Genomic DNA, 24,413 nt, shown 5'->3' with positions numbered 1-24,413 from the left:
GCGGCGCCCCGCCCCCCCCCAGACGCTTCGCCGCCCCCCCCCCCCCCCCCGCCCCCCCCCCCCCCCCCCGCGTCCAGGTCCCATCAACGTTCGCGCAACGCCTCCGTGCGCGCCTTCAGCACTGGCTTGAGCAGGTAGTCGAGCACGCTCTTCTCGCCGGTGATGATGTCCACCGTCGCCGTCATCCCCGGGATGATCACCAGCGGCTTGGCGTCGCCCCCCAGGTGGTTGGCGTCGGTGCGCACCTGGATCAGGTAGAAGCTGTTGCCCTTGTCGTCGGTGATGGTGTCGGCGCTGATCAGTTCCAGCTTGGCCTTCAGGCCGCCGTAGATGGTGTAGTCATAGGCGCTGAACTTGACCATGGCCGGCTGGCCGGGGTGCAGGAACGCCACGTCCTGGGGCCGCACCTTGGCCTCGATCAGCAGGTTGTCTTCCAGCGGCACGATCTCGACCATGTCGCTGCCCGGCTGCACCACGCCGCCGATGGTGTTGACCTTCAGCGTCTTGATGATGCCGCGCACCGGCGACACCACCGTGGTGCGGCTGACGCGGTCGTCGATGGCGATGCTGGTGGCGGTGATTTTCGACAGGTCGGTGCGCTTGGCGTTGAGGTCCTTGGAGGCGTCCGAGCGGAACTGCTGGTTCGACTCGTTCATCTTGCTCTTGATCTCGTTGATCGCCGCTTCCGCCCGGGGAATTGCCAGGGTGGTGGCGTCCATCTGCCCGCGGGCTTCCACCGCGCTGCGCTTGAGCCGCAGGATTTCCACCGGCGAGATGGCCCCGGTGCCCACCAGCGGCGTCGACATGTTCAGCTCCTGCTGCAGCAGGCCCAGGCTTGAGCGGTACTGGTCCTGCTTGGAGCGGAACTCCGCCAGTTCCTGGGTCTTCTGCCGCAGTTGCTCGCTGAGGGTCTGCTGCTCGCTGGCCAGGCGGCGTTGGCGCGACTGGTACAGGCCCATCTCGTCCTCGGCTACTTGCGGGGCCTTGTTGCGCACCTCATCGGAGACCACGAACGGCTTGCCATCGGCCTCGGCGGACAGCCGTTCGACCTGGGCCATCAGCGCATAGCGGTCGGCTTCGCTCTCGCCCTTGTTGGACAAGAAGCGCGTGTCGTCCAGGCGCAGCAGGGTGTCGCCCTTGTTCACCACCTGGCCTTCGCGCACGTAGATCTCGGTGACGATGCCGCCCTCCAGGTTCTGGATGACCTGCACCTTGCTCGACGGAATGGCCTTGCCTTCGCCCATGGTGACTTCCTGCAGCACGGCGAACTTGGCCCAGATCAGCGCCGCCAGCAGCAGGGCGGCGCACAGCCACACGGTAATACGGGTGAGCCGGGGTGAATCTTGCAGCGCCGCGCTGGCAAGCTCGGGCATGAACTCGCTCTCGGCGGTCTTGCCGAAGCTGCTGAAATAGCCGCGCAGGCCTTGGGAAGCTGACATCAATACCACTCCTAAACAGGCGTCTGGCCGACGCGGCCTTTGCGCAGGGCTTCGATCACCGCGTCCTTGGGGCCGTCGGCGACGATGCGGCCGTTGTCCAGCACCACCAGGCGGTCAACCAGGCTGAGCATGGAGGTGCGGTGGGTGACCAGCAGCAGCGTCTTGCCGCCCACCCAGTTGTGCAGGCGCAGGCGCAGGGCGTCTTCGCTGGCGTTGTCCATGTGGCTGGTGGGCTCGTCGAGCACCATGATCGGCGGGTCCAGCAGCAGCGAGCGCGCCAGCAGCACGGCCTGGCGCTGGCCGCCGCTGAGCAGCTGGCCGCGCTCGCCCACCGGGCGGTCGAAGCCTTGCGGGTGCTGGCGGGCCAGTTCGGTGACGCCGGTCATCTCGGCCACTTCCAGCATGCGCGCGTCGCTGACGTAGCGGGCGCCCATGGTCAGGTTGTCGCGCAGGCTGCCGGCCAGCAACGGCAGGTCGTGGGCCACGTAGCCGATCTGCTGGCGCAGGTCGGCCACGTCCAGTTGCCGCAGGTCGAGGTTGTCCAGCAGGATCTGGCCTTCCTCGGGCTCGTAGAAACCCATCACCAGCCGCGCCAGGGTGCTCTTGCCCGAGCCGCTGCGGCCGATGATGCCGATGCGCTCGCCGGCGCGCATGCTGAAGCTGACGTTGCCCAGCGCCGGGGCGTTCTGGTTGGCGTAGCGGAAGGTCACCTGGCTGACCGCCAGGGCGCCCTGCAGTTGCGTGCGTTCCAGCGGGCGCTGGCGCGGGTCGCGCTCCTGGGGCAGGGCCATCAGCGCGTCGGTGCTGACCATGGTCAGCTGCGCCTGCTGGTAGCGAGTGATCAGCCCGGCGATCTGGCCCAGGGGCGCCAGCACGCGGCTGCTGAGCATGTAGCTGGCCACCAGGGCGCCGACGCTGAGGTTGCCGGCGATGATGGTGTACACGCCGGCGACGATCACCGCCATGCCGGCGAACTGCTGGATGAACAGCGTGCCGTTGGTGGCCAGCGCCGCCAGGTTGCGGGCGTGGCTGTCCAGGCGGGTGAGGGCGCCATGGGTGGATTCCCACTGGTACTGGCGCTCGCTCTCGGCGCTGCAGGCCTTGATGCTTTCCAGGCCGCTGAGGGTTTCGATCAGCAGCGCCTGGCGCTCGGCGCCCAGGGCCAGGCTCTTCTGCACGGTGTCGCGCAGCTTGGCCTGGATGATCAGGGCAAAGCCGATGGTCAGTGGGAAGGCGACGATGGGCACCAGCACCAGCCAGCCGCCCAGCAGGCCGATCACCGCCAGCATCAGCACGGCGAAGGGCAGGTCGATGATGCTGGTCAGGGTCACCGCGGTGAGGAATTCACGCAGGCCCTGGAAATCATGGATGCTCTGGGCGAAGCCGCCGATGGTGGCCGGCTTGGCTTTCATGGCCATGCCGGTGATGCGTTCGAACAGGGTCGCGGAGAGAATCAGGTCGGTCTTCTTGCCGGCGGTGTCCAGCAGGTGCGCGCGCAGCACCCGCAGCACCAGTTCGAACAGCGTGCCCACCAGCAAGCCGATGGCCAGCACCCACAGGGTGGAGGTGGCCTGGTTGGGCACCACGCGGTCGTAGGTCTGCATCACGAACAGCGGCACCATCAGGCCCAGCAGGTTGATCATCAGGCTGGCCAGGATCGCATCGCTGTACAGCCAGCGCGACAGTTTCAGTGTGTCGCGAAACCAGGCATGCACCCGCGGCATCAGCGGCTGGCGCAGGTCTTCCAGTTCGTGGCGCGGTCGTGCGAACAGGGCCTCGCCGGTGTACTCGGCGGCCAGTTCCTCCTGGCTCACCCATTGCTCGCCGCCTTCGGCCTCGCTGGGCAGGATCAGCGCGCGGCCGTCCTCGCCCAGGCGGCGCAGCACGGCGCAGCGGCCGCCCTTGAGCATCAGCAGCACCGGCAGGTTGAGCGCCGAGATGGCGCCCAGTTCGCGGCGCAGCAGGCGCGCCGACAGGCTGGCCCGGGCTGCGGCGCGGGGCAGCAGTTCCAGGCTCATGCGCTGTTGCGCCAGGGGCAGGCCGGCGCTCAGGCTGGCACGGCTGACGGCACAGCCGTGCAGCTTGCACAGGATCAGCAAACCGTCCAGCAGGGGGTCATCGAAACTCAGGCGCGGGTCCGTTGCCGGCCCCGCAGGTTGCATGCTGGTCACGTGTGTTACTCCAAAGCCAAAAGGCAGTTACCCAAGGTGCCGTTACTTCATGTCCGGAAGGCGTGCTTCGTTCTTCACTTCCGTCTGGGCAACCGCTTCGTTGGGCAGTACCACGCGTTCTTTCTCCAGCAGCACGCCCATGTTGGCGAGCACGCGGTACATCGAGAACTCCTCGGTGTAGCGCACTTCGGTGTAGCGGCTGTTGGCGGTGTACAGCTCGTTCTCGCTGTCCAGCAGGTCGAGCAGGGTACGTTGGCCCAGGCCGAACTGGTCCTGGTAGGCGGCGCGCACCTTGGTGGTGGTCTCGGCGTATTCACGCGCGTACGGGGTCTGGGTGTGGGCGTTGTCCATGGCATGCCAGGCCAGCGCCAGGTTCTCGTTGAGCATGCGCAGGGCGTTGTTGCGGATGTCCATGGCCTGGTTGATCTTGTGCGCGTCGGACTGCAGGCGGGCCTTGTCGCTGCCGCCCTTGAACAGGTTGTAGTTCATCACCACGCCGGCACGCCACTCGTTGTCGCGGCCTTGCTCGCCGGAGATGTTGTTGTTGGCGTCTACCGCAAGCTCTGCGTCGAAGCGTGGGTAGAACGGCGACTTGGCCACTTCGTACTGGCTTTCAGCGGCGGCCACGTCAGCCTGCGCCGACTTCAGGTAGGGGTTGTTCTCGAGCATGGCCTGGCGCGCGGCAAGGATGTCGGTGGGCACTTCGCCACGGATGCTGGGCGGGGCTTCCAGCTCGTCGGGCATGCGCCCCACGGTGCTGAAGAAGTTGGCCTCGGCATCGGCCAGGTTGACCTGGGCGGTGTACAGGTTGTTCTCCGCCAGGGCCCGGCGGGCACGGGACTGGTCGACGTCGGCGGTGCTGCCCACGCCGCGCTCGCTGCGCAGGCCGATCTGGTCGTTGACGCGCAGGTGCGCCTGCAGGTTGTTCTTGGCCAGGGTCACCAGCTCGCGCTGCTTGAGCACGTTCAGGTACACCTCGATGGCGCGCAGGGCCTGGGTCTCGGCGGTGCCGCGCAGGTAGTACGCGCGCGAGTTGACCACGTCCTTGGTGCGCTGCACTTCGTTGGGGGTGTTGAAACCGTCGAACAGCATCTGCCGCAGGCGCAGCTCGGACTGGGTGTAGTTCAGGCTCTCGGGGCTGTTGCCCTCGATGGCGCGGGTGGTGGGGCTGTCGGTGCGCGCCCGCCCGTAGGCGGCCACCAGGTCGACGGTGGGGTAGTAGCCCCCGCGCGCGACTTTCTCATCCTCATCTGCGGACAGGCGGTTATTCAGATTCGACTGGATTTCGGGGTGGTAGCTGATCGTGCTCTGAATCGCCTCTGTCAGCGTCATGCCTTGGGCTTGGGCGCAGGCCATCGCGATCAAGACCGCGCTGCAGATGGGGGTGTAAACGCGCATGGGGTGAATCTCCCTGAGTCTTTAAGTGGTGCAGCAATCGCCAAAAAAATGGCGAAAAATAAGGGCCAATCCGTTTCAGGCTTGTAACATGAGAGCTAAGAACATCCTTAGCGAAATCTAAGAACTTTTTTGCATAACTCTTATTCTAAAAAAAACTTATGCAGTGTTCCGATTTCGAGACATTGTTCTCTCCAGGCCACCCGCGTGACCCAGTTAAACCGGAGAGTTACGGGCGGCGAAGAAAAGTTCAACAAATTTTTGCAGCATAGGGCGGGGATGTAGCGAAGGGGAGGAAACAGGAGAAATTATGGCGACAAAAAATTGTCACCCGCAGTGCCAACGTTTATCCTGTAACTTCACTGGTACAAGTTTTCATCAAACTCTTTGAATTAATTGAAGTTTTAGTTCATGAGGAAGACTTTTTCCAGGATTAGGTAGGGCCTGAACTCTAGCGCCGGGTAGTGCCCCCTCTTTTGGGGGCCCTCAGCAGACTCATCAGCCACGACCACACGCGAAGCCGATAGCACTTTTTCTGCAAAACCCCATGCCCAGAGCGGCAGATGAGGAGTGCACAATGGCCACGTTGATTGGTGTAGTCAGTCAGGTAATCGGACAAGTATTTGCGATCGGCGCCGACGGCACGCGCCGTGCGGTGCATCAGGGCGACCGGCTGTTCGTCGGCGAGCAGCTGGACACGGGCGCCGATGGCGCGGTGTCGGTGCACCTGCAGAACGGCAAGGAACTGACCCTGGGGCGTGGCAGCGAAGTCACGCTCAACCAGAACATGCTGGGCGACATGGCCCCGCACGTGGCCACCCAGGAAGTCGCCGCGCCTAGCCAGGCCGAGCTGACCGACGTACAGAAAATCCAGCAAGCCATCGCCGCCGGTGCCGACCCTACCCAGGCGGCTGAAGCCACCGCCGCTGGCCCGGCGGCAGCCGGCACCCCGGCTGCGGGCGGCGAGGCCGGTGGCGGCCACAGCTTCGTGCTGCTCACCGAGACCGCCGGCGTGGTCGACCCAGTGGTGGGCTACCCCACCGCAGGCTTCAACGGCGTGCCTGACTTCGCCACGCCCCAGGTGCTGGGCGCTACCAACACCAACGCCGCGGCGCTGGTGGCGGTGGACAACGGCATCACCCTCACTGGCCTGGGCAACGGCGTCAGCGTCGACGAGGCCAACCTGGCCGACGGTTCCAACCCGCAAGCCTCGGCCCTGACCCAAGGCAGCAGCTTCACCGTCACCGCCCCCGATGGCCTCACCAGCCTGGTGGTAGGCGGCATCACCGTGATCAACAACGGCGCGGTGGTCGGCGTGGGCCAGTCCATCACCACCGGCCTGGGCAACACCCTGACCATCACCGGCTACAACCCCACTACCGGCCAGGTCAGCTACAGTTACACCCTGACCGGCCCCGACACCCAGCCAGCCGGTGGCGGCGCCAACACCGTCAGCGAGAACCTGGGCGTCAGCGCCACTGATTCCAACGGCACCACCAGCACCGGCTCGGTGACCGTGACCGTCGTCGACGACGTGCCCCAGGCAGTCAACGACAACCCCACCACGCCCGCCACCGAGCAGCACCTGGTGCTCACCGGCAACGTGCTGACCAATGACATCCAGGGTGCCGACCGCATCGCCATCACCGCCACCAGCGGCCCGATCACCGCCGGCACCTACACCGGCACCTACGGCACCTTGGTGCTGGCCAGCGATGGCAGCTACACCTACACCCTCAACGCGGCCGGCCAGGCGTTCAACAACCTGCATGGCGGTGGCAGCGGCACCGACAGCTTCACCTACACCCTCAACGATGCCGATGGCGACACCAGCACCGCGGTGCTGACGCTCAACATCAACAACATCAACGACCCGGTGACCATCACCGCCCCCACCGTGGGCGGCCTCAACACCACGGTCAACGAAGCCAACCTGGACAACGGTTCGACCCCCAACGCCGGGGCCCTGTCGCAGAATGGCCAGTTCACCGTCACCGCCCCCGATGGCCTGCAGACCCTGACCATCGGCGGCGTCGCCGTGGTTACCGGCGGCGTGGGCATCAGCTCGCCGGTCAGCATCGTCACCCAACTGGGCACGCTGACCATCAACAGCTACAACCCCGCTACCGGCGTGGTCAGCTACACCTACACCCTGACCCATGCCGACACCCACCCTGACGTCCAGGGCCCGAACACCCTCACCGACACCTTCCAGGTGGTGGCCACCGACACCGATGGCAGCACCGCCACCACCCAGCTGACCACCACCATCGTCGATGACGTGCCCCATGCCGTGGCCGACACCGCGTCGGTCACCGAAGGCGTCAAGGTCGACATCGGCAACGTCGTGGGCAACGACGCCACCGGGGCCGATGGCTTCGGCGGCGTGGTAGGCGTGCGCGCCGGCAGCAACACCAGCACCCCGGTGGCTGGCGGCGTGGGCGTGGCCATCGAAGGCGTGTACGGCAGCCTGACCATCAACGCCGACGGCACCAGCAGCTACCAGGCCAAGGCCAACGTGGCCAACGACGGTTCGGTCACCGACACCTTCACCTATTCGATCGTGGACAAGGACGGTGATGTCAGCACCACCACCGTCACCATCACCCTCACCGACGCGGGCCTGAAGGCCACCAACGTCGATGGCGCCACCGTGTTCGAAGCCGCGCTGCCCACCGGCAGCCACCCCGACTGGACCAGCGAGGTGGGGACCGGCACCGTGGCCGGCTCGGTCACGGGCGGCGTCGGCGCACTGACCTACAGCCTGCAGGGCGCCGATGCCAACGGCAACGTCACCAGCCAGTACGGCACCTTGCACCTGAATACCGACGGCACCTACACCTACACCCTCAACATCGCCCCGCAAGTGTCGGGGGTGGGCACCCTGGACACCTTCACCCTGGTGACCACCGACAGCGCTGGCAACCAGGTGGAAAGCCAGGTCAGCATCAAAATCGTCGATGACGCCCCGGTGGCAGTGCCCGACACCGCCACCCTGACCGAAGGCCAGGTGGCCCAGGGCAACGTGCTGGCCAATGACGTGGGCGGCGCCGATGGCATCGCCGCGGTGATTGGCGTGCGTGCCGGCAACGATACCAGTACGCCGGTAACCGTTGGCGTAGGCACGGTCATCCAGGGCGCCTATGGCGAGCTGCTGATCAAGGCCGATGGCACCGCCATCTACCACGCCGATGCCAACTCGGTAGGCAAGGCGGGCGCCACCGATACCTTCACCTACTCGATCATCGACAAAGACGGTGACATCAGCACCACCACCGTCACCATCAACGTCACCGATTCGGGCCTGCACGCCAAGAACGTCAACGGCGTCACCGTCTTCGAAGCGGCCCTGGACCTGAACCAGGACGGCAAGGACCTGGCCCCTGGCACCACTACCGGCAGCCACCCCGACTGGACTTCGGAAACCGCCAGCGGCACCGTCGCCGGCTCCGTGACCGGCGGCGTCGGCGCGCTGACCTACAGCCTGTACGGCTCCGATGCCAACGGCGATCTCAAGACCCAGTACGGCGTCGTTCACATGAACGCCGACGGCACCTACACCTACACCCTCACCAGCGCGCCGCAAGTGGCGGGTCTGGGCACCACCGAAACCCTGACCGTGGTCACTACCGACAGCGTCGGCAACCACGTCGCCAGCCAGCTGACCATCAAGATCGTCGACGACCAGCCCCAGGCCTACGCCGATTTTGCCCGCATCACCGAGGGCCAGACCGCCCAGGGCAACGTGCTGCAGAACGACGTGTCGGGCGCCGACGGCTTCGCCGGCGTGGTTGGCGTGCGCGCTGGCGGCCTGGACGGCAAGGCCGTCACCAGCGGCGTCGGCACCGTGATCCAGGGCCAGTACGGCGAGCTGGTCATCGCCGCCGACGGCACCAGCGTGTACCACGCCAACGCCAACTCGGTCGGCCACTTCGGCGTCGACGTGTTCACCTACACCGTGGCAGACAAGGACGGTGACCTGAGCACCACCACCTTGACCATCAAGGTCGACGACGCGCACCTGAAAGCCACCAACGTCGACGGCGTCACCGTCTTCGAAGCTGCGCTCGACACCACCAAGGGCGGCAACGACCTGGCTGCCGGCAACACCACCGGTAGCCACCCCGACTGGACCTCGGAAACCGCCAGCGGCACCGTCGCCGGCTCGGTGACCGGCGGCGTCGGCGCGCTGACCTACAGCCTGTACGGCTCCGATGCCAACGGCGACCTCAAGACCCAGTACGGCGTCGTTCACATGAACGCCGACGGCACCTACACCTACACCCTCACCAGCGCCCCGCAAGTGGCGGGCCTGGGCACCACCGAAACCCTGACCGTGGTCACCACCGACAGCGTCGGCAACCACGTCGCCAGCCAACTGACCATCAAGATCGTCGATGACCAGCCCCAGGCCTACGCAGATTTTGCCCGCATCACCGAGGGCCAGACCGCCCAGGGCAACGTGCTGCAGAACGACGTGTCGGGCGCCGACGGCTTCGCCGGCGTGGTTGGCGTGCGCGCTGGCGGCCTGGACGGCAAGGCAGTCACCACTGGCGTCGGCACCGTGATCCAGGGCCAGTACGGCGAACTGGTCATCGCCGCCGACGGCACCAGCGTGTACCACGCCAATGCCAACTCGGTCGGCCACTTCGGCGTCGACGTGTTCACCTACACCGTGGCAGACAAGGACGGTGACCTGAGCACCACCACGCTCACCATCAAGGTCGACGACGCCCACCTGAAAGCCACCAACGTCGACGGCGTCACCGTGTTCGAAGCCGCCCTGGACACCACCAAGGACGGCAACGACCTGGCCGCCGGCAACACCACCGGCAGCCACCCGGACTGGACTTCGGAAACCGCCAGCGGCACCGTTGCCGGCTCGGTGACCGGCGGCGTCGGCGCGCTGACCTACAGCCTGTACGGCTCCGACGCCAACGGCGATCTCAAGACCCAGTACGGCGTCGTTCACATGAACGCCGACGGCACCTACACCTACACCCTCACCAGCGCGCCGCAAGTGGCGGGCCTGGGCACCACCGAAACCCTGACCGTGGTGACCACCGACAGCGTCGGCAACCACGTCGCCAGCCAGCTGACCATCAAGATCGTCGACGACCAGCCGCAGGCCTACGCCGACTTCGCCCGTATCACCGAAGGCCAGACCGCCCAAGGCAATGTGCTGCAGAACGACGTGTCGGGCGCCGACGGCTTCGCCGGCGTGGTTGGCGTGCGCGCTGGCGGCCTGGACGGCAAGGCCGTCACCAGCGGCGTCGGCACCGTAATCCAGGGCCAGTACGGCGAACTGGTCATCGCCGCCGACGGCACCAGCGTGTACCACGCCAACGCCAACTCGGTCGGCCACTTCGGCGTCGACGTGTTCACCTACACCGTGGCAGACAAGGACGGTGACCTGAGCACCACCACCTTGACCATCAAGGTCGACGACGCCCATCTGAAAGCCACCAACGTCGACGGCGTCACCGTGTTCGAAGCCGCCCTCGACACCACCAAGGACGGCAATGACCTGGCCGCCGGCAACACTACCGGCAGCCACCCCGACTGGACCTCGGAAACCGCCAGCGGCACCGTCGCCGGTTCGGTGACCGGCGGGGTAGGTGCGTTGAACTACAGCCTCTACGGCTCCAACGCCAGCGGCGACCTGCAGGGCCAGTACGGCGTGATCCACATGAACGCCGACGGCACCTACACCTACACCCTGACCAGCGCGCCCCAGGTGCACGGCATTGGCACCACCGAAACCTTCACGCTGGTAACCACCGACAGCGTCGGCAATCACGTCGCCAGCCAGCTGACCATCAAGATCGTCGATGACAAGCCGCAGGCCTATCCGGACTTCGCGCACATCATCGAAGGCCAGACCGTGCAGGGCAACGTCCTGGGCAACGACGTGGCGGGTGCCGATGGCTTCTACGGCGTGGTCGGCGTGCGCGCCGGCGGCCTGGATGGCCAGCCGGTCACCGGCGGCGTCGGCAACGTGATCCAGGGCCTCTATGGCCAGCTGGTCATCGCGGCCGACGGCACCAGTGCCTACCACGCAAACGCCAACGCGGCGAACCATGGCGACGTGACTGACACGTTTACCTACACCGTGGCTGACAAGGACGGCGACCTCAGCACCACCACCGTCACCATCCAGGTCAGCGACGTAGGCCTGCACATCGTGCCGGGCGTCGGCCCGGGCGTGACCGTGGCCGAAGCCGCCCTGGACCTGAACCAGGACGGCAAGGACCTGGCCGCCGGCACCGTCACTGGCAGCAACCCCGATTCCACCGCCGAAACCGGCACCGGCTCGGTGGCAGGCTCCATCGCCGGTGGCAGCGGTGGTATTACCTACAGCATCGACGGTGCGGTCAACGGCCTGTTCACCACCGCCCACGGGGTGATCCAGCTCAACGCCGACGGCAGTTACACCTACACCCTGACCTCGGCACCCAAGACCGACCCATCGGCCAACAACGGTGCCGATACCACCACCGACACCATTACCTACCGTGGCACCGACAGCCAGGGCAACAACATCACCAACCAGTTGGTGATCAACATCACCGACGACGTGCCCCAGGCGGGCGCCATCGACCGCGTGGCCATTGCCCCGGAACTCAACACCAACGTGTTGCTGGTGATCGACGTGTCCGGCAGCATGGACGATCCGTCCGGGGTGGGTAACCTGTCGCGCCTGGACCTGGCCAAGCAGGCCATCAGCGCGCTGCTGGACAAGTACGACGGCATGGGCGACGTGAAAGTCCAGGTGGTGACCTTCAGCAACGGCACCGAGACCCCGAGCAACGTCTGGGTCGACGTGGCCACTGCCAAGGCCTATATCGCCGGCCTGCACGCCAACGGCGGCACCAACTACGACTACGCCCTGAGCGCGGCCGAAAACGCCTTCACCACCAACGGTAAGCTGGTGGGCGGGCAGAACGTGGCCTACTTCTTCTCGGACGGCAACCCGACCCTGTCCAGCACCCACCCCACGTCAGGTGGCAGCCAGTCGGGCAGCCAGACCAACCCCAACCTGGGCGACGGTATCGACACCACCGAGGAGAAGGCCTGGACCGACTTCCTCAACGCCAACGACATCAAGGCCTACGCCATTGGCCTGGGCAACGGCGTCGACGCCCAGTACCTGAACCCGATCGCCTACGACGGCACCACCGGCACCAACACCAACTCCACCGTGGTCACCAACCTCAACGACCTCAACAACGTGCTCAGCAGCACGGTGCAGAGCGTGTCGCTGGCCGGTACCCTGTTGACCAACGGCAGCTTCGGCGCCGACGGCGGCTTCGTCAAATCCATCACCGTCGACGGCATTACCTACACCTACGATCCGAAGGCCAACAACGGCACCGGTGGAATGACCAGCGCGGGCGGCACCAGCCACGGTACGTTCGACACCACCACCAACAGCATCAGCGTGGCCAGCAGCCACGGCGGTACCGTGGTGGTGAACATGGACACCGGCGCCTACACCTACACCGCTGCGTCCAGTGGTGGCAGCTCGACCTTCACCGACAAGGTGACCTTCGTGCTGGCCGATAACGACGGCGACCTGTCCAACCCGGCCAACCTGAGCATCACCGTGACGCCGAACTCGCCACCGGTGGCGGCTGCCGACCACGTCATCACCAACATCCTGTCGTCCACCATCATCGTGCCCAGCGAGGCCCTGACGGCCAACGACACCGATGCCAACGGCGACCCGCTGACCGTGGCCAACACCGGCTTCGACACCGGCTGGGCGCCCAAGGGCGCGGACTTCACTGCCACCACGGTGCAGACCATCCAGTTCGCCGGCACCGGCAATTCCAGCCTCAACCAGACCAAGACCCTGGACCGCAGTGAATTCAGCATCACCAGCGGCACCACGGCGCTGCTCATGGTCGCCGGCTTCCTGGGTTCGGGCAGCAATGCCAATGCCAGTGACAACATCACGGTGCATCTGAACGCCGGCGAAACCTTGAGCCTGGCGGACAACGGCAACAGCCACCTGGCCTTCAGCCTCAAGACCGGCAATACCTACACCACGTTGAACGGCAATGAGTTCACTGCCACCAGCGACGGTGACTACACCATCCACATCAGCCACGCCAGCGGCCACACCGGGCAGACCACCTACAGCCTGGACATGAGCATCAACTATGCCGGGGCCGCCAGCTATACCCCGGACCTGCCGGCGACCTACACCGTCACCGACAACCATGGCGGCAGCGACACTGCGGCGGCGACCATCACCTACCAGGCCGGCCATACCCTGACCGGCACGTCGGGCGATGACATCCTGATTGGCAATGACAGCGGCACCAAACTGGTGGGCGTGGCGGGCCACGACTTCATGATGGGCGGCGCTGGCGACGATGTGTTCCAGGGCGGCACCGGCGTGACCACGGTCAGCTACCACAACGCCAAGGGGCCGGTGACGGTCGACCTGAGCAACACCGGGGTGCAGGACACCGTCAACGCCGGGCACGATCAACTGGTCAACATCCAGAACCTGATCGGCTCCGATTACGGCGACCACCTGACCGGCAACAGCCAGGCCAACGTCATCACCGGCGGCGCGGGCAATGACGTGATCAACGGCGGGGGCGGCAACGACACCCTGATTGGCGGCCTGGGCAACAACACCCTGACCGGCGGCGACGGTGCCGACACCTTCAAGTACCTGGCCGGCAACTCGGGCCACGACACCATCACCGACTTCACCGTGGGCACCGACAAGCTCGACCTGTCGCAGCTGCTGCAAGGTGACGGGGCCACGGCGTCGACCCTGGACAGCTACCTGCACTTCAAGGTCACCGGCAGCGGCTCGGGGCTGGTCTCCAGCATCGACGTCAGCACCACCGCTGGCGGCGCGGCCAGCCAGACCATCGACCTGAAAGGCGTCGACCTGGCCAGCCACTACGGGGTTACCCCGGGCTCGGGCGGCACCATCTCGTCCCATGACACGGCGACCATCGTCAGCGGCATGCTGGGGGATCACTCGTTGAAGGTGGACGTGGCCTGACGCTTCACCGCTGAACAAAAAATCCCGCCACGCTGGCGGGATTTTTTTTGCAAGCTGCAAGCCCACCCCGCCCGCATAAACCCGGGCACACCGCGGTGGTTCAGGACGCAGCCTGCGGCAGCTGCTACGCAAGGTTCCGTAGCAGCGGCCACAGGCCGCGTCAGGGCCACCGGGCAACACCAGGCATACCGCGGCGGTTCAGAACGCCGCCTGCGGCAGCTGCTACGCAAGGTTCCGTAGCAGCGGCCACAGGCTGCGTCAGGGCCACTGCGCAACTCCAGGCACGCCGCGGCGGTTCAGGACGCAGCCTGCGGCAGCTGCTACGCAACGTTCCGTAGCAGCGGCCACAGGCCGCGTCAGGGCCACCGCGCAACTCCAGGCACACCGCGGCGATTTCGGACGCCGCCTGCGGCAGCTGCTACGCAAGGTTCCGTAGCAGCGGCCGCGGGCCGCGTCAGGGCCACTGCGTAACTCCAGGCACACCGCGGCGGTGCGGCAGCTGCTACGCAAGGTTCCGTAGCAGCGGCCGCAGGCCGCGTCAGGGCCACCGCGCAACTCCAGGCATACCGCGGCGGTTCAGGACGCAGCCTGCGGCAGCTGCTACGCAAGGTTCCGTAGCAGCGGCCGCAGGCCGCGTCAGGGCCACCGCGTAACACCAGGCATACCGCGGCAATTTCGGACGCAGCCTGCGGCAGCTGCTACGCAAGGTGCGCGCCCGGCGCCTGGCTTCAGACCTGCGGTGCAGGCGCGCCGATCAGGCGGCCCATGGCGCCGTGCAGCCCCAGTTCCTTCAGCACCTCCAGCTCGCCAGCGGTCTCCACCATCTCGGCGATCAGCGGCATGTCGATGCTGTTGGTGGCGCGGTAGATGGCTTCGATGAACAGGCGCTTGTCGCTCTGCTGGTCGATGGCGCGGATGTAGCTGCCGTCGATCTTCAAGTACGCCAGGCCCAGGTGGGTGAAGTTGCCGATCTGGCTGAAGCGCCCGCCGAAATGCTGCAGGCCGAAGCGGTAGCCGGTGTCGCGAATGGCCTGGCTCAGGCTCTGCAGCTGATCCGGCGGCGGCAGGTGGTGTTCGTCCGCCTCCAGGGTCAGCAGGTGCGCCTGGCCGGGGCTGGCCTTGAGCAGGTCGAGGATCGGCGTCAGGTGTTCCTCGCTGCGCAGGGTGCTGCCCGACAGGCTCAGGGCCAGCGGGTGAGGGTGTTCCTGCAAGTATTCCAGGGTGTGCTCCAGCATCGCCAGGTCAAAACGCGCCGACCAGCCCAGGCGTTCGATCCACGGCAGGAAATGCGCCGCGGCCACGGCCTCGCCCGCCGGGTCGAGCAGGCGCGCCAGCACCTTGTGGTGCAGGATCTGCCCCGGCTCTGCACAGGGCACCACCGGCTGGAAGTACAGCTTGAGCTTGCGCAGGGTCAGCGCTTCGTCGATCCAGGTGCGCCACTGCGCCGGGTTCTGGATCGGCGCGCCATTGAAGTGCGCCAGCACCGCCCAAGGCTGCCGCGGATGGTTCTGCGCCTCGGTGACGGCCTGGTCCAGGTGCATGTACACCGTGTTCAGCGCCTCGCCGGGCTTGTAGGCGGCCACGCCGATGTGCGCCACCGGCGAGCGGTCGCTGGCACCGGTGAGGTAGAAGTTCTCCAACTGGCGGCTGAGGTCTTCGGCCAGGCGTTGGGCGTCCTCGCCGTTGATGGCCGGGGCCAGCAGGCTGAATTCGCCGCCACGGTTGCGCGCGGCGGTCCAGCGGCTGCGCCGTGGGTCTTGCAACTGGGCGGTGAGCACCTCGCCGATCTCGGCGATCAGGGCGTCGGTTTGCTGCCCCCCGAGGCGCTGGTTGAGGCCGGCCAGGTCGTTCACCCGCAGCATCAGCACGAAGCCCTCGCTGTTCTGCTCGGTGACCATCAGCTGGTTGGTCAGCTGGGTGTCGAACAGGCGGCGGTTGGCCAGGCCCGTGAGGCTGTCCTGGTACGACTCTTCGCGCAGTTTCTCGCTGCGCGCCGCTTCCTCGGCGAACAGCGCCTTGAGCTTCTCGACCATCTGGTTCATGGCCAGCACCACCCGCCGCAGTTCCGGGGTGCGCGGAATGCGCGGCAGGGTCAGGAACTCGCGGTGGCTAATGGCGTTGGCCTGTTGCACCATGTTGTCCAGCGGGCGCAGTTGCTTGCGCAGCAGCCAGCCGCCGAAAATCGCGCTCAACAGGCCGCACAGGGCCAGCCACGCCAGGCTGCCGATGGCGGTTTCCCACAGCTTGGCCAGGGCGAACTGGGGGTTGCTCAGCACTTCCACCCGCGCGGCCTGTTCCCAGCCGCGCATCACCAGCGCGTCACCGCCCTGGGGCTTGAGGTTGACCAGGCGCACGAACCAGTCGGGCACCTCGCCCGTGCCCGGCGGCGCGGCGCGTTCCACCAGGGTGCTGTTGTCGGCCAGGTTGACCACGCGAATGTTGGAGAAATAGCCGCTGTCGAAGATCGACGAGACCATCAGCTCGATCATGGTCGGGTCGTCCACGTGGGGCGCCAGCGACAGCCCCAGCGCCGTGGCCGCGTCCTGGCCATGGGAGCGCAGTTGGCTGACCAGCTGTTCACGGGAGTTTTCCAGCCCGACGAAAAAGCTGCCGCTGAAGGCCACCACCAGGAACAGGCAGATCGCCAGGAACAGTTGCTTGAGTAAAGACATCGGGCACTCCTATCCGTCGCCAATGGCGAAGCCTTCGGCTTTCATTTTTTGCAACACATCCTGCCACCGCGACAGCTTCTTGCTGTCACTGGTGCGGGCACTGGCCGAGGCGCCGGGCAAATACACGCCCTCGGCATTGAAGGCATACACCGGCAGCAGGTCCTTGCGCTGGGAAGCGGGCCTGATGTCGGGCTTGAGGTTGTCGAGCACCAGCGGGTCGGCGCGGTCGGTGGCGTAGTAGGCCAGCACCATGTGCGCCTGGTTCAGCTCCAGCGCCTTGACGTAGGTAATGCGCAGCTTGTCAGCGGGCACGCCCAGGCGGCGCAGGCTGAAATACTTGGCAATGGCATAGTCTTCGCAGTCGCCAGCGCCTTTCCACAAGGCTTCCAGCGGGGTGGCCCAGTAGTCTTCCACGTGCCACACGGTCATGTCGTCCTTGAACGCCATCTGGCGGTTGAAGAAGCTGTTGACCAGGGCCAGCTTTTCCAGCTCGGGTTTGTCGCCGCTGGTCTGCAGCAGCCGCGCCCAGGCCTCCAGGCGCTCGCGGGCGGAGCCCAGCCCGCCGTACTGCTGGTCGGCCTTGCTGATGATCTGGTTGAAGTCCCATTCGGGCCAGTTGTCGCCGGCCACGCTCAGCGACAGGCACAGCACCATCCAGCCGAACACATGCCACAGCCGGGGCGAGAGCCATCCTTGTCGACGCGGGCGGTGGAGCATGCCAGGAAACTCTGGGATCAGTCGGTAGAGTCTAGGAGATGGCGAACGGACAGCACAGGGGGGAGGGGATATATATTTCCGTACACCACATACGGTGTATGGAACATCGCTGCGTAGCCGCTGCCGTCAGGCTGCGATGGCCCGGATGTGCACTGGAGATCTCCAGTGGCGTATGGGGCCAGCGCAGCCTTCGGCAGCGGCTATAGCAGGTGCAATCAGTGGTGGCGTGGCTTGAGGATGGCCGGTTTTTCGTCCGGGGCATTGCACAGCAGGTACAGGGCGGTCAGCGCCTCGGGGATCTGCACGATCATGTCGTCCTGCAGGTTGGCGTCGGCGGCAATGTCGGCGAACTCCGGTTGTTCGTCGAACAGGCCCGAACCCACCATGATCGGCAGGAGCATTTCGCTGACTTCGTCCTCGGCGGTCTCGAACCAGGCCGCTTCGCGCATGAACACGCCTTCCATGAAGCCGATGCACCAGCCGCGCAGCTCGGAGTCATCAGGCTCTTCGCCCAGGTCAAGGTCGCACGGCAGCTCGAATTCCTCGTCGCTGGCCAGCTGGCGGGCGATGTGCGCCTTGAGGGCCACCAGGGTGCCTTCGATTTCCGCGCGCTGGGCGTCGCTGCTGTAGTGCGGCTCCTCGGCGAACAGGGCGTCGATCCACTCGCGCTCCGGCACTTCCTCGGAACACACGGAAAGGGCGGTCAGATAGCCGTGAGCGGCCACGTAGTCCAGCGCTTCCTCGTGCAGCTCATCGGCGTCGAGGAAGGCTTGCAGGCGGTTCAGTTGCTCAGCGAAGGACATTAAAAGGCTACCTTGAAGAATTTACGATAGTGAATTCTAGGCCTTGTTAGGGGGCATGCGCCACCCAAGCCTGAAAAACATGGCCTTATCAGTGGTGCCCTGCGCAGGCGGGCGCTCGGGTATAATGCGCCGCTTTGGCCGTTTCACGCCCTGAAAGGTTGCCCCGGCAACGGGCGCTTACGCATTTTTGCGTGAAACGCGCGCGATTTTCATCCAGCCTAGGCCTGGATGGTTCTGCGATATTTGGAGTTCTTATGCTCGAACAGGCTCAACGCGTCCTTAAGGACATCTTCGGCTATGACAGTTTCCGGGGTCGCCAGGGTGCCATTATCGAGCGCGTGGCCAGTGGCGGCGATGCCCTGGTACTGATGCCCACCGGTGGCGGCAAGTCCCTGTGCTTCCAGGTGCCGGCCCTGCTGCGCCCGGGCCTTGCGGTGGTGGTGTCGCCGCTCATCGCGCTGATGGACGACCAGGTCGCCACCCTGGAAGAACTGGGCGTGGCCGCTGCATCGCTGAACTCCACCCTCAGCGCCGAACAGCAGCGCGACCTGGCTGCGCGCATTCGTCGCGGCGAGGTGAAGATGCTCTACCTGGCCCCCGAGCGCCTGGTGCAGCCGCGCATGCTCGATTTCCTGCGCAACCTGGACATCGCCCTGTTCGCCATCGACGAAGCGCACTGCGTGTCGCAATGGGGCCACGACTTCCGGCCCGAGTACCTGCAGCTGGGGCAGCTGGCCGAGCTGTTCCCCAACGTGCCGCGCATTGCCCTGACCGCCACCGCCGACAAGCGCACCCGCGAGGAAATCGTCAACCGCCTGCACCTGCAGGACGCCGAGCGCTTCCTGTCCAGTTTCGACCGGCCGAACATCTTCTACCGCATCGTGCCCAAGGAAAACCCGCGCAAGCAGCTGATGACCTTCCTGGCCGAGCGCCGCAGCGACGCCGGCATCGTCTATTGCCTGTCGCGCAAGAAGGTCGACGAGACCGCCGCGTTCCTCTGCGAGCAGGGCTTCCCGGCGCTGTCGTACCACGCCGGCCTGCCGTCGGACGTGCGCGCCGCCAACCAGAAGCGCTTCCTCAATGAGGAAGGCCTGATCATGGTCGCCACCATCGCCTTCGGCATGGGCATCGACAAGCCCAACGTGCGCTTCGTGGCCCACATGGACCTGCCCAAGTCGCTGGAAGCGTACTACCAGGAAACCGGCCGTGGTGGCCGTGACGGCCTGCCCGCCGATGCCTGGATGGCCTACGGGCTGCAGGACGTGCTGATGCTCAAGCAGATGCTGCAGAACTCCGAAGGCGATGAACGCCATAAACGCGTGGAGCAGCACAAGCTCGACGCCATGCTGGCCCTGTGCGAGGAAACCCGCTGCCGCCGCCAGGCGCTGCTGGCCTACTTCGACGAAGACATGCCCACCGCCTGCGGCCACTGCGACAACTGCATCGACGGCGTGCAGACCTGGGACGCCACCGAGCCGGCGCGCCAGGCCCTGTCGGCGGTGTTCCGTACCGGCCAGCGCTACGGAGTGGGCCACCTGGTGGACGTGCTGCTGGGCAAGGACACCGAAAAGGTCCGCAGCTTCGGCCACGAGAAACTCTCGGTGTTCGGCGTGGGCAAGGCCCGGAGCGAGCACGAATGGCGCTCGCTGTTCCGCCAGCTGGTGGCCCGCGGCCTGGCCGACATCGACCTGGAAGGCTACGGCGGCCTGCGCCTGAGCGACACCTGCCGGCCGCTGCTGCGCGGTGAAGTCACCCTGGAACTGCGCCTGGAGCCCAAGCCGCAGAAAGGCAGCAGCACCCGCAGCGGCTCCGGCAGCCCGGCCAGCCAGCTGGTGCGCGGCGAAGAGCGCGAGCAGTGGGAAGCCCTGCGCACCCTGCGGCGCAAGTTGGCCGAGGAGCACGGCGTGCCGCCGTACGTCATCTTCCCCGACTCCACGCTGCTGGAAATGCTCCGCAGCCAGCCGGGCAGCATGGCCGAGATGGGCCGTGTCAGCGGCGTCGGCGCGCGCAAGCTGGAGCGTTACGGCGAGGCCTTCCTGGGCGTGCTCAACGGTGGCGCGGAAGAGGCGCCGCGGGTGGTCGCCGACCTGCGCCACGAGCTGATCAGCCTGGCCCGCGCCGGCATGACCCCGCTGCAGATCGCCGGCCAGCTGCAATGCAGCGAGAAGAACGTCTACAGCCTGCTGGCCGAGGCCATCGGCGCCCAGCAACTGTCCCTGGAGCAAGCCCTGGACCTGCCCGAGGAGGTGATGGCTGAGGTGCAGGATGCGTTCCTGGACGGCGAGGGCGAGCTGCCGTCGGTCACCGACATTGCGCCGCTGTTCTTCGGCCGTGTGCCGGAGGGCGTGCTGTATTGCGTGCGGGCAGCGTTGCAGTCCGAGTTCGAAATGTGAGCGGTTTCAGACTGACATTTGTACATTACGAAATACACATTCGTTCCGGCATGAGTATTGCCTCTTGGTCAAGGCCATGATTAGCTCACTATCAATTAGTTTTGTCCTTTAAGAGTTGCTTATGCCGTTGACTGACCAACACCGTTTCGGAATGCAGCTGGCCCAGATGTCCCGGGGCTGGCGTGCGGAACTGGATCGCCGCCTGGCCGGCCTGGGCCTGTCCCAGGCGCGCTGGCTGGTGCTGCTGCACCTGGCCCGGTTCGAGGAAACCCCCACCCAGCGCGAACTGGCGCAGAGCGTGGGGGTGGAGGGTCCGACCCTGGCGCGGTTGCTCGACAGCCTGGAAACCCAGGGGCTGGTGCAGCGCCAGGCGGTGCTCGAAGACCGCCGGGCGAAGAAGATCCTGCTGTGCGAGCCAGCCTTGCCGCTGATCGAGCAGATCGAGACCATTGCCAACACCTTGCGCGCCGAGCTGTTCGTGGGCGTGGACGAGGACGAAATGCGCGTCTGCATGCGCGTGCATAAGCAGATTCTGGACAACCTCGAGAAAAAATCCTGAGCCCGCGCACACCGCGTGCTTTGAGAAAGGCCGGTTCGCAGGCTATAACCAGAATGACAGGAAGCAGGTTCCTCAAAGGGATTCTCATGCTAGAGCGCTCGCGGTCCATGTTCCGGGCCATTTCCACCTCGACCACCGCCCGCGTGCTGGCGGCCGTACTGGCCTCCGCCGCCGGCCAGGCCCACGCGTTGGGCCTGGGTGACATCACCCTGCATTCCTCGCTGGGCCAGCCGCTGAGCGCCGATATCGCGCTGGTGGATGCCCAGGGGCTGGGGGCAGCCGACCTGTCGGTGGGCCTGGCCACGGCCGACGAGTTCGCTCGCGCCGGCGTCGACCGCGCGTTCTTCCTCAATGACCTGCACTTCACGCCGGTGCTGAGCGGCAGCTACAAATTCATTCACGTCACCACCAGCAAGGCGGTGACCGAGCCTTACCTGGACTTCCTGGTGCAATTGAACCGCCCCAGCGGCCAATTGCTGCGCGAGTTCACCGTGCTCATCGACCCACCGGGCACCGTGGCCTTGCCGCCGGCGCCCAAGTTCGACGATGCCCCGGTCAGCAGCATCGCCAGTGCCCTGGCCAGCGCCAATGGCCCCACGCCAACCGCCCGGGCCGCTGCGTCGCAGAGGCCAGCAGCAGCGTTGCCGCCGGCCACTCAGGAAAAACGCCTGGACGTGCAGAAGGGCGACACCCTGTGGAGCATTGCCAAGCGTCTGCAGGCCGCTGGCACGGCAACGCCGGCCAATACCCTGGTGCAGCAACTGCGCGCCCTGAACCCGGGCAGGTTGAAGGCCGGGCAGAGCCTGTTGCTGCCTGACAGCGCGGTGCTGCCCGGTGCCCAGGCGGCGCCCGCCGCCGCGCCCGCATCGGCTGCTGCGCCGGCGGTGCCTGATACCCCGCCGGCCGCTGCACCGGCGCCGGACGATCAGGCGCTGCACAAGGACATCGACGACCTCAACGCCAAGCTGCAAACCCTGCAAGAGCAGATGAACGGCAAGGACCAGCAGCTGCAGCAACTGCAGCAGCAACTGGCCCAGGCGCAGGCCCAGGCCCACCCCGCGCCCAAGCCCGTGGTGCCGGCGGCGCCGCCTGCGCCGGTGACGCCAGCCCCGGTCATCGACGACAGTGGTGATATCCCCTGGCTGCCGATCCTGGGCGGGGTGCTGATCGTGTTGCTGCTGGGTGGCCTGGTCTACAACCGTCGCCGCCAGCAGGCGGCGGTGATGCCGGTTGCTTACCCGGCCCATGAGCCTGACGTGCTGATAAAACCGGCCCAGGGCGGGCTGGCGCCGGCCCCCGAGCTTATCGAGGACGAGCCGGTGCCCGGTGTTGCGCCCAAGCGCGAGAGCGGCCCGGCTACCGACGCCATGGACGGCGCCAGCATCTACATCGCCTATGGCCGCTTCAACGAGGCCACGGCCATCTTGCGTGAAGGCCTGCAAAAGGAGCCGCACCGTACCGACCTGCGCCTGCGCCTGCTTGAAGTGCTGGGCCAGCAGGGCGACGTCGCCGGCTTTGCCGAAGAGGAGCGGGCGCTGCTGGCCCAGGACTTCAAGGCCGAGAAGATCGAGGCCATCCGCGGGCACTACCCCAAGCTGCAACCGGCCACGCCGGTACCCCAGGCAGCTCCCGAAGCGGTTCCCGTGATCCCTGCGGCGCTGGCGACCGTGGCCGCCGTGGCCCCGGCCATTGTCGATACCCCGCCGCCTGCCGCCGAGCCGCTGGATGACTTCCAGTTGAACCTGGACGACCTGTCCATGGACGCCGACTGGGACCTGGTCAGCCCCTTCGACCCGGCCCCGGCGCGCAAGGGCGCCGACAGCCCGGCCGAGCCTGAAGCGGCGGTGGACCCGGAGTTCGCCAGCAACCTCAAGGAATTCCCGGACGTGTTCGAGATGCCCGACGAGCAGTTCCTCAGCGACTTCGCCGAGGAAGAGCCGGTGACGGCGGACGATGGCCTGGACGACGCCTTCCTCGACAGCTTCGTCGCCGGTGCCGACTTGCCCGAACTGGATGCCCTGACCGTGGATTTCGATGCCCAGGACGAGGCGCCGCAAACCCCGGACAAGCTTGAACAGGCGCAGAACTGCATCGACCAGGGTGACCTGCGCAGCGCCGCCGACCTGTTGCACGAGATCCTCCTGGACGGCGACGAAGACGACCAGCAGGTGGCGCGCCAGCTACTGTCGAAAATTGCCTGAGGCCAGCATGACCAGCACCCGCCCGCACATCGTCATCACCTACTGCACCCAGTGCCAATGGCTGCTGCGCGCCGCCTGGCTGGCCCAGGAGCTGCTCAGCACCTTCGCCGACGACCTGGGCCGGGTCAGCCTGGAGCCCGGCACCGGCGGAGTGTTTCGCATCACCTGCGACGACGTGCAGCTCTGGGAGCGCAAGGCCGACGGCGGCTTCCCCGAGGCCAAGGTGTTGAAGCAGCGCGTGCGCGACCACATCGACCCGGCCCGCGACCTGGGCCACAACGACCGCTGACTTCCCCCGTAGCAGCGGCCACAGGCCGCGTCTGCAACGCCGCATGCCATCAGGCGGCTCGCGGCGATTGCGGACGCAGCCTGGCGGCAGCTGCTACGACACGTGTGCGACCACATCCGTAGCAGCGGCCACAGGCCGCGTCAGCAACGCCGCATGCCATCAGGCGGGTTGCGGCGATCGCGGACGCAGCCTGGCGGCAGCTGCTACGACACGTGTGCGACCACATCCGTAGCAGCGGCCACAGGCCGCGTCTGCAACGCCGCATGCCATCAGGCGGTTCGCGGCGATTGCGGACGCAGCCTGGTGGCAGCTGCTACGACACGTGCGCGACCACATCCGTAGCAGCGGCCACAGGCCGCGTCTGCAACGCCGCATGCCATCAGGCGGCTCGCGGTGATCGCGGACGCAGCCTGGCGGCAGCTGCTACGACACGTGCGCGACTACATCCGTAGCAGCGGCCACAGGCCGCGTCTGCAACGCCGCATGCCATCAGGCGCGTTGCGGGGATTGCGGACGCAGCCTGGCGGCAGCTGCTACGACACGTGTGCGACCACAGGCCGCGTCTGCAACGCCGCATGCCATCAGGCGGTTCGCGGCGATTGCGGACGCAGCCTGGCGGCAGCTTGTGTCTAGAGAAGGGAATAGAATCTGGGGTGAGAGCGGTGAATGGCAGGTTGTTCGGCAGCAGTGTTGATAAGCACGTGTAGCAGCAGAACCGCCATTCACCTCTCCGCTCTGGCTAC

The 24,413-nt window shown here is 66.3% G+C and carries 11 protein-coding genes; 5 read left to right on the top strand and 6 right to left on the bottom strand.

Features of this window, described 5'->3' with window-relative positions:
- Positions 1–83: 83 nt before the first annotated feature.
- From AC0Z2B_RS30495 to AC0Z2B_RS30485, 3 genes are read right to left on the bottom strand one after another with little or no spacing between them, the layout of a single operon-like run.
- Entirely contained in the window at positions 84–1,439 is a 1,356-nt protein-coding gene (locus AC0Z2B_RS30495) for an HlyD family type I secretion periplasmic adaptor subunit (RefSeq protein WP_476301693.1), read from the bottom strand.
- Positions 1,440–1,450: 11 nt separating this feature from the next.
- Entirely contained in the window at positions 1,451–3,610 is a 2,160-nt protein-coding gene (locus tag AC0Z2B_RS30490) for a type I secretion system permease/ATPase (RefSeq protein ID WP_416422979.1), read from the bottom strand.
- A gap of 42 nt (positions 3,611–3,652) precedes the next feature.
- Entirely contained in the window at positions 3,653–5,008 is a 1,356-nt protein-coding gene (locus AC0Z2B_RS30485; protein ID WP_416422980.1) for a TolC family outer membrane protein, read from the bottom strand.
- Positions 5,009–5,582: 574 nt separating this feature from the next.
- On the opposite strand from AC0Z2B_RS30485, the gene AC0Z2B_RS30480 reads away from it, so the two are divergent.
- Positions 5,583–14,036, top strand: coding sequence for a retention module-containing protein (locus AC0Z2B_RS30480; RefSeq protein WP_476301691.1), 8,454 nt, complete (start codon positions 5,583–5,585; stop codon positions 14,034–14,036).
- Between the two features lie 728 nt (positions 14,037–14,764).
- On the opposite strand, the gene lapD is transcribed toward AC0Z2B_RS30480, so the two are convergent.
- The 3 genes from lapD to AC0Z2B_RS30465 form a co-directional block, all read right to left on the bottom strand.
- Positions 14,765–16,708 carry a cyclic di-GMP receptor LapD gene (gene lapD, locus AC0Z2B_RS30475; RefSeq protein ID WP_476301689.1) on the bottom strand — a complete coding sequence of 648 codons (1,944 nt, stop codon included), beginning with the start codon at positions 16,706–16,708 and terminating at the stop codon, positions 14,765–14,767.
- A 9-nt stretch (positions 16,709–16,717) separates the two neighbouring features.
- The gene (lapG, locus tag AC0Z2B_RS30470) at positions 16,718–17,425 is read right to left on the bottom strand and encodes a cysteine protease LapG (RefSeq protein ID WP_416422983.1); all 708 of its coding nucleotides are present in this window, start codon (positions 17,423–17,425) and stop codon (positions 16,718–16,720) included.
- 215 nt (positions 17,426–17,640) lie between these two features.
- Positions 17,641–18,228 (bottom strand): UPF0149 family protein, encoded by a 588-nt coding sequence (locus AC0Z2B_RS30465; protein ID WP_416422984.1) that lies wholly within the window; start codon positions 18,226–18,228, stop codon positions 17,641–17,643.
- 254 nt (positions 18,229–18,482) lie between these two features.
- On the opposite strand from AC0Z2B_RS30465, the gene recQ reads away from it, so the two are divergent.
- From recQ to AC0Z2B_RS30445, 4 genes are all read left to right on the top strand, one after another.
- Complete coding sequence (recQ, locus tag AC0Z2B_RS30460; RefSeq protein WP_473005665.1) at positions 18,483–20,621, top strand: DNA helicase RecQ; 2,139 nt, start codon at positions 18,483–18,485, stop codon at positions 20,619–20,621.
- Between the two features lie 121 nt (positions 20,622–20,742).
- Positions 20,743–21,180, top strand: a complete 438-nt coding sequence (locus AC0Z2B_RS30455; protein WP_416422986.1) for a MarR family transcriptional regulator — start codon at positions 20,743–20,745, stop codon at positions 21,178–21,180.
- Between the two features lie 86 nt (positions 21,181–21,266).
- Positions 21,267–23,381, top strand: coding sequence for a FimV/HubP family polar landmark protein (locus AC0Z2B_RS30450; RefSeq protein WP_476301686.1), 2,115 nt, complete (start codon positions 21,267–21,269; stop codon positions 23,379–23,381).
- Positions 23,382–23,388: 7 nt separating this feature from the next.
- A complete protein-coding gene (locus AC0Z2B_RS30445; RefSeq protein WP_416422988.1) occupies positions 23,389–23,670 on the top strand; it encodes an Rdx family protein in 282 nt (93 codons plus the stop codon).
- Positions 23,671–24,413 lie beyond the last annotated feature (743 nt).

Source organism: Pseudomonas sp. GYB4201 (assembly GCF_056312595.1).
The sequence above is the reverse complement of the archived record's forward strand: the minus strand, read 5'-3'. Positions and strand labels throughout refer to the sequence as shown.